We start from the raw sequence: 11,551 nt of genomic DNA, 5'->3' as shown, positions 1-11,551 counted from the left end.
GTTCTGCTGGCTAAGGGAAAGGCTGGCAGAGTGTGGGGATGGAAAAATCTAAACAACTCCGCAAATGCATGACCCCTGAAGAACTGCACCTCTGGTATTTACTCCGGGGGCGTCGTTTTTACGGGTTCAAGTTTCGTCGCCAGATGCCCATAGGGTCATACATTGTGGATTTTGCCTGCTTTGAGGCAAGGTTGATTGTCGAGCTTGATGGCGGCCAGCATCAGGATGATTATGAGTATGACTTACGCAGGACTGCGTTTTTGAACGCCAGCGGCTGGCGAGTGATTCGTTTCTGGAATAATGAATTCAGGACGAATGAGGAAGGGGTGTTGGGTGCCATTTTGGACGGTTTGAATCGTCTGGTCCCCTCACCCCAGCCCTCTCCCAAAGGGAGAGGGAGCTAAAACCGCACCTGACAGATCCCCTCTCCCACATAGGGAGGGAGTAAAAACTGCACCTGACAGATTCCCTCTCCCGTGGGAGAGGGTTAGGGTGAGGGCAACAAACCGCACATGACAGATCCCCTCTCCCTGTGGGAGAGGGTTAGGGTGAGGGCAACAAACCGCACCTTACTTAAGCGTACCCACCAGCGCCTTACGACTGTCTTCCAGCGTAACCACGCGCTGACATACGTCTTTGCCAAACTTCTGGAAATCCGCTTCCTGATTCTTCCATTCATTCTGAATCGAAGTTTGCAATCCGCCCAGGCTACCTAACACACCTTGCAGTGGATTACCGCCGCCTTTCAGCACGGCTTTCGCACCCATTTCATTGATGCTGTCCTGCAGGATACCGCCCATCGCCTGGTTCACCAGGTTCTGGCCGTCGGCGCGTACCTGATCGATAGCCTTGTAGTGGAACGTCAGGCCATCCGTACGGTGTTCGATGATGCGGTTCATCTGCTCTTTCAGCTGGGCGTCCAGCTTGGTCAGGCGGGTGCGCATATTGCTGCTCTCACCCACCTCTTTGGCGATGATCTTATCCAGCGCCACGCGGCCTTTCTCGACGCGCGTCAGAGCGCCTTCGTCGATCCACGGTAACGCCGAGCGGAGATCCGCCTGATAATCTTTCGCCTGCTCGCGTTGGGCCGCGCTCAGGGTATATTGTTTGCCGTTATACATTACGTTGCCATCTGGTGTGATCACCAGATTACCGTTCTCACCTTTTACCTGAACGGTTTGCGGGCTGAGAATCACATCGTCGCGCGGTGTGACTTCGCATTTGTAATCCGCATGGGCAGTTAACGCGGTGGTCATCAGTGCCACAGCCAGCAGCGTTTTGCGCATCATAATTATCCCTCAAGACAAAACGGGCCGGCATTTGCCGGCCCTTTGCTAGTTAGTCCCACCAAATGTCGAAAAGTTCGCTGACGCGTACCTCTTCGAATTTGCGGTCTTCCAGCCATTTGCGCACGAGTGCCTGCTGCTCTTCGGTGCATTTACCGATTTCTTGCTTGCAGATCAGGCCTTCCCAGGAGAGATAGCCGCTGCCATCAAACGCCAGTTTGTTCGGCTCGATCACTTCATCGATAAAGGCGTCAACTTCCTTATCAATGGTTTCGACGCTAGTCCCTTCCGGGAAACGCCATGCGACGGAAAAACCAACTTCCTGGAATTCCTCGATGTGCATCTTTTTACGCAGACGACGGCTACGGTTTGCCATTATTTAACCCTCTCGAACATTAAGTCCCATACACCGTGACCAAGACGATGGCCACGCTGTTCAAATTTCGTTACCGGACGTGAATCCGGTCGCGGTACATAGTCGTTGTTTTCGGACAGGTTTTTATACCCGTCGAGCGACGACATCACTTCCAGCATGTGTTCCGCGTAAGGTTCCCAGTCGGTGGCCATATGGAAGACACCGCCCAGTTTTAGCTTACTTTTCACAAGCTCAGCAAATTCTGCCTGAACGATACGGCGCTTATTATGACGTGCTTTGTGCCACGGGTCAGGGAAAAAGAGCTGAACCATGTTCAAAGAATTGTCAGGAATCATTTTGTGCAGCACTTCAACCGCATCGTGGCACATGACGCGCAGGTTCTCGACGCCCTCTTCGTGCGCGGTTGCAAGGCACGCGCCGACGCCAGGTGAGTGAACTTCGATGCCGAGGAAGTTCTGCTCCGGGCGCGCTTTCGCCATCGTCACCAGCGAAGAACCCATGCCGAAGCCGATCTCCAGCGTAATCGGCGCATCGCGACCAAACAGCTCGGAGAAGTCGACGGGTTGTTCGCTGAACTCAACGCCCATCACCGGCCAGTAGTTATCCAGCGCATGTTGCTGCCCTTTTGTCAGGCGGCCCTGACGGCGGACAAAGCTGCGAATACGGCGCAGCGGGCGACCGTTTTCATCAAATTCCGGTGAGATGACGTCGTTTTTCATAAAAGAGTAGTCTGCTTGTGAGATTGTTCGGGAAACGGGCATTATCCAAAGTTAAGCCCTGTATGCAAGCATGGGAAAGATCCGGTTTACAGTCGCAAGACGCTATGTTGCAATCTGCGTCCCTGATTATGCGAATCGATGACCATGCAAGCCTCTCAATTTTCAGCCCAGGTGCTGGACTGGTACGACAAATACGGGCGTAAAACCCTGCCCTGGCAAATTGAAAAAACGCCGTACAAAGTATGGCTCTCCGAGGTGATGTTGCAACAAACGCAGGTCGCAACGGTTATCCCCTATTTTGAGCGTTTTATGGAGCGGTTCCCGACGATAACCGATCTCGCCAATGCTCCCCTCGATGAAGTGCTGCACCTGTGGACTGGGCTTGGCTACTACGCCCGTGCGCGCAATCTGCATAAAGCGGCACAGCAGGTAGCGACGCTGCATAAGGGCAAATTCCCGGAAACCTTCGATGAAGTGGCTGCCCTACCTGGGGTGGGTCGTTCCACTGCGGGTGCTGTGCTCTCTCTTTCACTCGGTAAACATTTCCCGATCCTCGACGGCAACGTGAAACGCGTGCTGGCGCGCTGCTACGCAGTGGGCGGCTGGCCGGGTAAGAAAGAGGTCGAGAAACGCCTGTGGGAGATCAGCGAAACAGTGACGCCAGCGAAAGGCGTTGAACGCTTCAACCAGGCGATGATGGATTTGGGGGCGATCGTCTGTACCCGCTCTAAACCGAAATGCGAACTCTGCCCGGTGAACAACCTCTGCGTGGCCTACGCGAATCATTCCTGGGCGCAGTATCCAGGCAAAAAACCGAAACAGACGATCCCTGAACGCACCGGCTTTATGCTGTTAATGCAGCATGGCGATGGGGTTTACCTTGCTCAGCGTCCGCCAAGTGGTTTATGGGGTGGATTATATTGTTTTCCACAGTTTGAAAACGAAGAGGGATTACGTGAGTGGCTGGCCCAGCGGCAGATTAGTGCCGATAAACTCCAGCAACTGACGGCATTTCGTCACACGTTCAGCCATTTCCATCTGGATATCGTGCCCATGTGGCTTCCCGTGTCTTCATTCACCTCATGCATGGATGATGGAACGGCTCTCTGGTATAACTTAGCGCAACCGCCATCTGTCGGGCTGGCAGCTCCCGTGGAGCGCCTGTTACAGCAATTACGTGCCGGAGCCGTGGTTTAGCTTCGGTCAGACAACGAGGAATAATAATGGCCAGAACAATTTTTTGTACCTATCTGCAGCGCGACGCCGAAGGGCAGGATTTCCAGCTCTATCCGGGCGAACTGGGTAAGCGCATCTTTAACGAGATTTCTAAAGAGGCGTGGGCGCAGTGGCAGCAGAAGCAAACCATGCTCATCAACGAGAAAAAACTCACCATGATGAACCCGGAACACCGCAAGCTGCTGGAACAGGAAATGGTGAACTTCCTGTTCGAAGGCAAAGATGTGCACATTGAAGGCTACACGCCGCCAGAAAAATAACAGCGCGGGCTGATGCCCGGCGGCGCTTTGCTTGCACGAGCCTGCAGACGGTAGGCCGGGTCAGCGCAGCGCCATCCGGCAATAACCGCGACAAAGCAAACACAACACGCAATCCCGGAATGATGAAAAAATTATTAGCGCTAGCCCTTGTTGCGCCGTTGCTTGTGTCTTGTTCCAGTAAAAAAGGCGATAGCTATAACGAAGCCTGGGTAAAGGACACGAACGGTTTTGACATTCTGATGGGGCAGTTTGCCCATAACATCGAGAATATTTGGGGATTTAACGAAGTTCTTATCGCGGGACCGAAGGATTACGTTAAATATACCGACGCCTATCAGACGCGTAGCCACATCAACTTTGATGACGGTACAATCACGATTGAAACCATCGCCGGTACCGAGCCTGCGGCGCGCTTACGCCAGGCGATCGTCAAAACCCTGCTGATGGGCGACGATCCGGGTTCAATCGACCTCTATTCTGACGCCGACGATATCACCATCTCCAAAGAGCCGTTCCTTTACGGCCAAGTTGTCGACCAGACCGGCCAGGCAATCCGCTGGGAAGGACGCGCCACCGCCTTCGCTGATTATCTGCTGAAAACGCGCCTGAAAAGCCGCAGCAACGGCCTGAAAATTATCTACAGCGTGACGATCAATCTGGTGCCGAACCACCTCGACAAACGTGCGCATAAGTACGTGGGCATGGTGCGTCAGGCGTCGCGCAAATATGGCGTGGATGAGTCGTTGATTCTGGCGATCATGCAGACCGAATCCTCCTTTAACCCTTACGCAGTAAGCCGTTCCGACGCCTTAGGGCTGATGCAGGTTGTCCAGCATAGCGCCGGAAAAGATGTGTTCCGTTCGCAGGGTAAATCCGGCACACCGAGCCGCAGCTTCCTGTTCGATCCGGCCAGTAACATTGATACGGGCACCGCCTACCTGGCGATGCTGAACAATGTTTATCTCGGCGGAATTGATAACCCGACGTCACGCCGTTACGCGGTGATCACCGCTTACAACGGCGGTGCGGGCAGCGTATTGCGCGTGTTCTCCAGCGATAAAATCCAGGCCGCAAACATCATCAACAGCATGGCACCAGGGGATGTTTACTCGACGCTGACTACCCGCCACCCTTCCGCCGAATCTCGTCGTTATCTGTATAAGGTGAATACGGCGCAGAAGAATTACCGGCGTAGATAGGTTTTCCCCCTCACCCTAACCCTCTCCCAAAGGGAGAGGGGACGGTCCGGTGTTCTCCCTCCCCCGCTGAGGACGATTTTTCTCCCTCTCCCCGTGGGAGAGGGCCGGGGTGAGGGCAACAAACCGCACCCATCCCCACCCCATCCATACGAAAATGTTATTTGCATCACAATCTAAACTGCAAATTAATGAGGATTGCATTTTTTTGCGGGAGGTAACAAAACATAACGTTGCCTGCTGATAGAATTGCATCAAATAACAACCCTGAATGTTCCCATAAAAACATATCTCCCGCTCAATTGTGAGGAAAGTAACATGAACCTTAAGCTGCAGCTTAAAATATTGTCGTTTCTGCAGTTCTGTCTGTGGGGTAGCTGGCTAACCACGCTCGGCTCCTACATGTTTGTGACGCTCAAGTTCGACGGTGCGTCTATCGGTGCTGTATATAGCTCGCTGGGTATTGCAGCGGTCTTTATGCCAACACTTCTGGGGATCGTGGCGGACAAATGGATCAGCGCAAAATGGCTTTACGCGCTGTGTCATCTGGTGGGAGCAGGAACGCTCTTTATGGCGGCAGGGGTTACAACGCCAGGCGGGATGTTTATTGTTATCCTGCTTAACTCACTGGCCTATATGCCAACGCTGGGACTTATCAACACCATCTCCTACTACCGCATTAAATCCGCTGGTCTGGATATCGTGACCGATTTCCCGCCAATCCGTATCTGGGGCACCATCGGCTTCATCATGGCAATGTGGGGCGTGAGCTTCGCAGGCTTCGAACTGAGCCATATGCAGCTCTACATCGGTGCTGGACTGTCTGTTCTGTTAGCACTGTTCACCCTGACGCTGCCGCACATTCCGGTATCGAATCAGCAGGCAAAACAGAGCTGGAGCTCAATGCTCGGTCTGGACGCATTTGCACTGTTTAAAAACAAACGCATGGCGATCTTCTTTATCTTCTCCATGCTGCTGGGTGCTGAACTGCAAATCACCAACATGTTCGGGAACACCTTCCTGCACAGTTTCGATAACAACCCGCTGTTCTCCGGTAGTTTTATCGTTGAGCATGCATCGGTGATGATGTCGATTTCGCAGATTTCTGAAACTCTGTTCATCCTGACCATTCCGTTCTTCCTGAGCCGTTACGGCATCAAGAACGTAATGCTTATCAGTATCTTTGCATGGATGCTGCGCTTCGGACTTTTTGCCTATGGAGACCCATCGGCGTTCGGTACCGTACTGCTGGTTCTGTCGATGATTGTTTACGGCTGCGCCTTCGACTTCTTCAACATCTCCGGTTCGGTGTTTGTCGAAAAAGAAGTTAAGCCTGAAATCCGCGCCAGTGCTCAGGGTATGTTCCTGATGATGACCAACGGTTTCGGCTGTATTCTCGGTGGCGTCGTGAGCGGTAAAGTCGTTGAGATGTACACCACAAACGGGATTACCGACTGGCAGCCTGTATGGCTTATCTTCGCCGGTTACTCGCTGGTACTGTTCTTCGCCTTCATCGCACTGTTCAAATACAAACACGTCCGTGTTCCGCATGGTGCTCAGCCAATCGCGCATTAATCCTCCTGTCCCTCTCCTCTCAGGAGAGGGAAGTCCCTATCTATCCTGATAATTACCTATAAAAACAGGACGTATTTAGCGCCTCACTCTCACCCCACTGTGGCACATTTATCACTATCGACATTTTGTCATTCCTGCCGCGCAGATAAGGTTAAAAGATGCTAGATATCGCTGACTTAAAGGTTTTTTTCCAGGATCCCGTGATTAAAAACATCATTGACACAACCTGGGATAATGTTGGCGAAGCGCTTGCGCGAACCCAGGCTGAACTTCCTGAGGAGCTGGCAATGTCACGCAGAGAGCTGTCATTCCACGACCATGTGAAATGCCTCGGATATCTGTGCTGGCTGCTCGAACACAATAACGTTGCTGGCGACATCATTGAGATCGGCGTCTGGAAGGGAAAATCCACGTCGTTTATGAATGAAATCTGCCAGCATAAACGCCGTATGATTAGCATCGACCCAATGGAACTGCCACGCCAGGAAAGTGAGCTGCGTTTCTACCATGAACGCCTTTTCCCGCAAGTAAATCTGGTGCGCGGATACTCAGAACTCAGTATTGAACGTGTTCTGGCCCTTAATCCTCAGACCGTGCTGCTGCACATCGATGGGGGCCATGAAGGTCGTCATGTATTAATCGACTTCCTGCTCTATTCCCCAACCGTTGTTTCCGGCGGATTTATTGTCTTTGACGACTACCGAGACCACCAGTACTCGCCGCAGGTCGGCCCGGCAGTTGACTTGCTGCGCGCGGGAGGTTACTTCAACGGCTTCGACGTGATCGGCAGCTTACCTGGCTTTGAGAATAGCTATTTGCTCCAGAAGCGATAATCCTGTGGACTCATCTCCCGGCGGGAGATGAGTTTTTCATCAACACTCTGCCAGCACCATTCCCACCGACAGCAAATCCGCACTACCTCCTGGACTTAAATTTCGTGCAATCAGCGCGTTATCCATCTCTGTCAGCGCGGCCCGATCCCAGCCATTAGCCACGAGATGCTGAGCGTATCGCTGCACATAGCGCAGCCCTTCCATGCCACCGCGCGATACCAGATTACTGTCCTGATTCACCGCCATTAGGCGTAATAACAAGTCATGCAATTGATGACGATTCCACTGCGATAACACTTTTCTAACCGTTGCGAAGCCGCTTTGCGCTTCACCACGCGCGCCGGCTAAACCAAAATCCTGATATTGCCGCTCACCGGCGGTTGCCCTGCCCATACGCCCAGCCAGTTCGCGATCCACCAGCCCGCTGCAAATGTTACTCACCTCACAACAGAGCGTGTGCGCATTCACATTTTTAACACGCCCAGCGGCAAAACAGAGTAACCCCAGCGCGAAAACGCCGCCTTTGTGAGTATTTACACCTCCCGTTGCTGCATACATGGCCTGCTCGCAGGCCATACCCATCGGGCGAATCAGGCGCAATTGCTCCGCTGCCGGTTTCCCGGCATGTTCCGCACCCAGCTCGGCAAAGCGCGAGAACCACGGCGCGATCGCGGCAATGCTGCGAACAAAGAGCGCATGATCCATATCGCGGTGCGAACCGGTGTTGATCTTATCCACCAGCCCCGGTTTTGGCGTGAGCTCTAACTCGCGCCATAGCGCCTCTTCCGCTAGTTGCGGCACATCTTTGACGTGCGGATTAGTCGCGAGAGAACCAGTCATCAATCATCTTCTCCACGCGGGCGACAACCTGCTCGACCGGATGCTGACGCGAGCGGGAACAAGCGTGAGCGGGTTCGTCGCAGAGAAGACACCTGCGCATATTCTCACCCAGAGAGCGTCGTCCGACATGTCCGGCATCTGGGCAAATCACGTCCAAATCCCACAGCCGCCCCAGCGGGTGCGTCTGTTCCAGTTCGGCGCAGTGGGCTTTGATTTCCGGTGCCTGATGTTCCACACACCACAGAGCTTCTGGCCCCGTTGGCAGCCATAGCACCTGGCGATCCAGCACCCGCCAGCGGTGTTCCCACAGCAGTTGATCGCACATCTGCAGCGCCACACCCATAGTGTTTCGATAGCGCAGGCTATCTTTGATATCACCGGGCGTGACCAGGGTCAGCGAAATCACCGGTTGTTGATAGTGCGTGAGCCAGTCAGCCTGGCGTGCCGCGCGGCTCTCTTTCGCCGCCAGCATTTGCGCCAAGCTAACACCCGCATGCGCGGGTGTCGCAATGGTCATGATTATGACTCCTTAACCTGTCGGACAGTGTCGATCACGCTGCCATCACGGTAGCGGATCACACCGACGATTTTGTCGGTAAATTCAATCGGTTTCGGCTCACCGGTGAGCGAAATTGCCCGCGCATATAGCGCCTCGATATCAACAATTTTCAGTCCCGCCGCCTCCAGCCGCTCGCGGATCTCCGGGCGCGCAGGATTGACGGCAATGCCGTGATCGGTTACCAGCACGTCGATACTTTCACCTGGCGTTAAGCGCGTGGTCACACGTCTCACCACCGTCGGGATACGGCTACGCAGCAGCGGTGCGACGACAATCGTCAGGTTCGCGGCCGCCGCCACATCGCAGTGCCCGCCTGATGCCCCGCGCATCACGCCGTCGGAGCCAGTAATGACGTTGACGTTGAAATCGACGTCGATCTCCAGCGCACTGAGGATCACCACGTCGAGCCGATCGCAGCTGGCCGCTTTGCTGCCGGGATTAGCGTAGACGTTGGTGGAGATCTCCACGTGATTTGGATTGCGCGCCAGCGAGGCCGCTGCCTGACCGTCAAAACACTGGGTATCGAGCAGTTTTTCGATCAGCCCTTTCTCGTGCAGATCGACAAGGCTGCCGGTGATCCCACCCAGTGCGAAGCGGGCTTTCACGCCGCTGCGCTCCATTTTCTCGCCCATAAAGCGGGTGCAGGCGGTGGCCGCCGCGCCGGAGCCGGTCTGCATCGAGAAACCGTTTTTGAAATAGCCAGAGTGTTCAATCACGTCCGCCGCATAGCGGGCAATCATCAGCTCTCGAGGGTTGCTGGTGACGCGTGCCGCACCGACGCTGATCTTCGCCGGATCGCCCACACTTTCGACCTGCACGACATAGTCCACGCGATCCTGCACCAGGCTGGCGGGCATGTTCGGGAACGGCACCAGTTCTTCCGTGAGCAGCACCACTTTGCGGGCAAAATGAGCATCGACCATCGCATAGCCCAGCGAGCCGCAGCAGGATTTACCCTGAGTTCCGTTGGCATTACCAAACTCATCGCTGCACGGCACGCCGAGGAACGCGACGTCGATGTTCAGCTCGCCGTCCTGCAGAAGCTTCACGCGTCCGCCGTGGGAGTGGATCTGCACCGGCTCGTCCATCAGCCCGTGAGAGATGGCGTCAGCCAGTTTGCCGCGCATCCCGGAGGTGTAGATCCGGGAGATCACGCCGCTCTGGATATGTTCGATCAGCGCATCGTTACAGGTCATCAGCGAGCTGGACGCCAGGGTCAAATTTTTAAAGCCCATTTTAGCCAGCAGCGCGACGACGGTATTAATCACCCGATCGCCTTCGCGAAATGCATGATGGAACGAGATAGTCATCCCGTCCTGCAAGCCGCTACGCTTAACCGCCTCTTCAACGGTTTCGCAAAGCTTGCGACGCTGTTTTTCTTCAACATCAGCCAGCCACGGCGTAGCGCTATGGGCCGTATCAAAGGGTTGCAGATCCCGCAGGTGGGGGAAATTCAGGTGGAGAAGTTCTGTCTGATTCATTGTGTCATCCTTAGCGACGCACGCCAGAGGCAGCCGCGCGTTCCAGCACCCTCTGCGCGTGGTCAATAATCGGCGCATCGACCATTTTGCCGTTAAGCGAAACCACGCCCAGGCCGTTGCGCTCACCCTCTTCTGCCGCTTCGATCACTAATTTCGCGTGATCCACTTCCTGCTGAGTCGGCGCGTAGGCGTTGTGCAGCAGGTCGATCTGGCGCGGGTTGATCAAAGATTTGCCGTTGAAGCCCATTTTGCGGATCAGGTTAACTTCGCGCAGGAACCCGCCTTCGTCGTTAACGTCTGACCACACCACGTCGAAGGCGTCGATCCCGGCGGCGCGCGCCGCGTGCAGTACCGCGCAGCGGGCATAGAACAGCTCTGTGCCGTCGCCGCGTTCGGTTTGCATGTCCATCACATAGTCAAACGCCGCCAGGGCGATGCCGATCAGGCGCGGCGAGCTACGAGCAATCGCCACGGCGTTAATCACGCCAATTGCTGATTCAATCGCGGCCATCACGCGTGTGGAACCCACTTCGCGGCCACACTCACGCTCGATGCGCTCCAGATGCCCTTCCAGCTCGAAGATATCTTCCGGGGTGTCGGTTTTTGGCAGGCGGATAACGTCTACGCCCGCGCGAACCGCCGCTTCGAGATCCAGCAGGCCAAACGGCGTGCTCAGCGGATTAATGCGCACCACGGTTTCAATATCCTGATACATCGGATGCTGTAACGCGTGGAAGACCAGCAGGCGCGCGGTGTCTTTTTCGCGTAGAGCCACGGCGTCTTCGAGATCAAACATGATGGAGTCAGGGCGATAGATAAACGCGGTAGAGAGCATCGCGGCGTTCGCGCCGGGTAAAAACAGCATACTGCGACGGAGTTTATTCATGACATTTTGCTCCAGTCGATCTGCTGCGTTTCTGAGGCGCGGATCAGCGCACTTTGCAGACGGGCGCGGATCACACAGTCCAGCGCCCCTTTATCTTCAACGATAATCAGCCCCTGGCGCACGTCCATAGCGCGCAGTGTTTCGTTTACCACCAGGCGGATCTGCTCGCCAAACTGCTTAATCACTTCACTGTGGATGACAATCTCCAGCTCGCCGTCGGCGGGGGCGATTTTCACCATCAGGTCGCTGGACTCCTGCGTTCCGGCCAGCGCCTCCCTTACAATATTCATGATAAATTCCTGAT

The 11,551-nt window shown here is 54.8% G+C and carries 14 protein-coding genes; 6 read left to right on the top strand and 8 right to left on the bottom strand.

The features are described 5' to 3' along the window. Nucleotides 1-38 precede the first annotated feature (38 nt). Complete coding sequence (locus tag JBO43_RS15175; protein WP_202674651.1) at nt 39-404, top strand: endonuclease domain-containing protein; 366 nt, start codon at nt 39-41, stop codon at nt 402-404. 165 nt (nt 405-569) lie between these two features. Here the strand turns inward: JBO43_RS15175 and JBO43_RS15170 are convergent, their stop codons facing one another. From JBO43_RS15170 to trmB, 3 genes are read right to left on the bottom strand one after another with little or no spacing between them, the layout of a single operon-like run. Further along, nucleotides 570-1,289, bottom strand: coding sequence for a YggN family protein (locus JBO43_RS15170; RefSeq protein ID WP_095283304.1), 720 nt, complete (start codon nt 1,287-1,289; stop codon nt 570-572). Between the two features lie 49 nt (nt 1,290-1,338). Continuing rightward, complete coding sequence (locus tag JBO43_RS15165) at nt 1,339-1,665, bottom strand: YggL family protein (protein WP_095283305.1); 327 nt, start codon at nt 1,663-1,665, stop codon at nt 1,339-1,341. Next, nucleotides 1,662-2,381 carry a tRNA (guanosine(46)-N7)-methyltransferase TrmB gene (gene trmB, locus JBO43_RS15160; RefSeq protein ID WP_103946646.1) on the bottom strand — a complete coding sequence of 240 codons (720 nt, stop codon included), beginning with the start codon at nt 2,379-2,381 and terminating at the stop codon, nt 1,662-1,664. The genes JBO43_RS15165 and trmB overlap by 4 nt, the downstream gene beginning before the upstream one ends. 144 nt (nt 2,382-2,525) lie before the next feature. On the opposite strand from trmB, the gene mutY reads away from it, so the two are divergent. The 5 genes from mutY (at nt 2,526) to JBO43_RS15135 (ending at nt 7,481) form a co-directional block, all read left to right on the top strand. Continuing rightward, nucleotides 2,526-3,578, top strand: a complete 1,053-nt coding sequence (gene mutY, locus JBO43_RS15155) for an A/G-specific adenine glycosylase (RefSeq protein WP_202674650.1) — start codon at nt 2,526-2,528, stop codon at nt 3,576-3,578. Nucleotides 3,579-3,604: 26 nt separating this feature from the next. Further along, complete coding sequence (locus tag JBO43_RS15150; RefSeq protein WP_095283308.1) at nt 3,605-3,877, top strand: oxidative damage protection protein; 273 nt, start codon at nt 3,605-3,607, stop codon at nt 3,875-3,877. Nucleotides 3,878-3,999: 122 nt separating this feature from the next. Next, entirely contained in the window at nt 4,000-5,076 is a 1,077-nt protein-coding gene (mltC, locus tag JBO43_RS15145) for a membrane-bound lytic murein transglycosylase MltC (RefSeq protein WP_095283309.1), read from the top strand. A 315-nt stretch (nt 5,077-5,391) separates the two neighbouring features. Then, nucleotides 5,392-6,648 carry a nucleoside permease gene (locus tag JBO43_RS15140; protein WP_095283310.1) on the top strand — a complete coding sequence of 419 codons (1,257 nt, stop codon included), beginning with the start codon at nt 5,392-5,394 and terminating at the stop codon, nt 6,646-6,648. A gap of 200 nt (nt 6,649-6,848) precedes the next feature. After that, a complete protein-coding gene (locus JBO43_RS15135; protein ID WP_243402237.1) occupies nt 6,849-7,481 on the top strand; it encodes a class I SAM-dependent methyltransferase in 633 nt (210 codons plus the stop codon). Between the two features lie 39 nt (nt 7,482-7,520). Here JBO43_RS15135 and citG read toward each other — a convergent pair whose 3' ends face one another. The 5 genes from citG to citD are packed head-to-tail and all read right to left on the bottom strand — an operon-like array spanning nt 7,521 to nt 11,537. Beyond that, nucleotides 7,521-8,321: a triphosphoribosyl-dephospho-CoA synthase CitG gene (citG, locus tag JBO43_RS15130; protein ID WP_202674649.1), complete on the bottom strand. Its 801-nt coding sequence runs from the start codon at nt 8,319-8,321 to the stop codon at nt 7,521-7,523. After that, entirely contained in the window at nt 8,299-8,838 is a 540-nt protein-coding gene (gene citX, locus JBO43_RS15125) for a citrate lyase holo-[acyl-carrier protein] synthase (protein ID WP_202674648.1), read from the bottom strand. Before citX ends, citG begins: the two co-directional genes overlap by 23 nt. A gap of 2 nt (nt 8,839-8,840) precedes the next feature. Then, nucleotides 8,841-10,361: a citrate lyase subunit alpha gene (gene citF / locus JBO43_RS15120; protein ID WP_202674647.1), complete on the bottom strand. Its 1,521-nt coding sequence runs from the start codon at nt 10,359-10,361 to the stop codon at nt 8,841-8,843. A 10-nt stretch (nt 10,362-10,371) separates the two neighbouring features. Next, on the bottom strand, nt 10,372-11,247 hold the full coding sequence (citE, locus tag JBO43_RS15115) for a citrate (pro-3S)-lyase subunit beta (RefSeq protein WP_202674646.1): 876 nt from the start codon (nt 11,245-11,247) through the stop codon (nt 10,372-10,374). Then, nucleotides 11,244-11,537, bottom strand: a complete 294-nt coding sequence (gene citD, locus JBO43_RS15110) for a citrate lyase acyl carrier protein (protein WP_103948146.1) — start codon at nt 11,535-11,537, stop codon at nt 11,244-11,246. The genes citE and citD overlap by 4 nt, the downstream gene beginning before the upstream one ends. Nucleotides 11,538-11,551 lie beyond the last annotated feature (14 nt).

Origin of the sequence: Lelliottia jeotgali, from assembly GCF_016771845.1 — a bacterium.
Classification (GTDB): Bacteria; Pseudomonadota; Gammaproteobacteria; order Enterobacterales; family Enterobacteriaceae; genus Enterobacter; species Enterobacter jeotgali.
This window is presented reverse-complemented; position numbering and strand designations above follow the sequence as displayed.

What these genes read in the sequence shown, in the direction of transcription:
- citG (WP_202674649.1), bottom strand. Translation starts at nt 8,321, where the DNA reads ATGACTGGTTCTCTCGCGACTAATCCGCACGTCAAAGATGTGCCGCAA.
- JBO43_RS15175 (WP_202674651.1), top strand. Translation starts at nt 39, where the DNA reads ATGGAAAAATCTAAACAACTCCGCAAATGCATGACCCCTGAAGAACTG.
- JBO43_RS15170 (WP_095283304.1), bottom strand. Translation starts at nt 1,289, where the DNA reads ATGATGCGCAAAACGCTGCTGGCTGTGGCACTGATGACCACCGCGTTA.
- citX (WP_202674648.1), bottom strand. Translation starts at nt 8,838, where the DNA reads ATGACCATTGCGACACCCGCGCATGCGGGTGTTAGCTTGGCGCAAATG.
- JBO43_RS15140 (WP_095283310.1), top strand. Translation starts at nt 5,392, where the DNA reads ATGAACCTTAAGCTGCAGCTTAAAATATTGTCGTTTCTGCAGTTCTGT.
- JBO43_RS15150 (WP_095283308.1), top strand. Translation starts at nt 3,605, where the DNA reads ATGGCCAGAACAATTTTTTGTACCTATCTGCAGCGCGACGCCGAAGGG.
- mltC (WP_095283309.1), top strand. Translation starts at nt 4,000, where the DNA reads ATGAAAAAATTATTAGCGCTAGCCCTTGTTGCGCCGTTGCTTGTGTCT.
- citE (WP_202674646.1), bottom strand. Translation starts at nt 11,247, where the DNA reads ATGAATAAACTCCGTCGCAGTATGCTGTTTTTACCCGGCGCGAACGCC.
- citD (WP_103948146.1), bottom strand. Translation starts at nt 11,537, where the DNA reads ATGAATATTGTAAGGGAGGCGCTGGCCGGAACGCAGGAGTCCAGCGAC.
- citF (WP_202674647.1), bottom strand. Translation starts at nt 10,361, where the DNA reads ATGAATCAGACAGAACTTCTCCACCTGAATTTCCCCCACCTGCGGGAT.
- mutY (WP_202674650.1), top strand. Translation starts at nt 2,526, where the DNA reads ATGCAAGCCTCTCAATTTTCAGCCCAGGTGCTGGACTGGTACGACAAA.
- trmB (WP_103946646.1), bottom strand. Translation starts at nt 2,381, where the DNA reads ATGAAAAACGACGTCATCTCACCGGAATTTGATGAAAACGGTCGCCCG.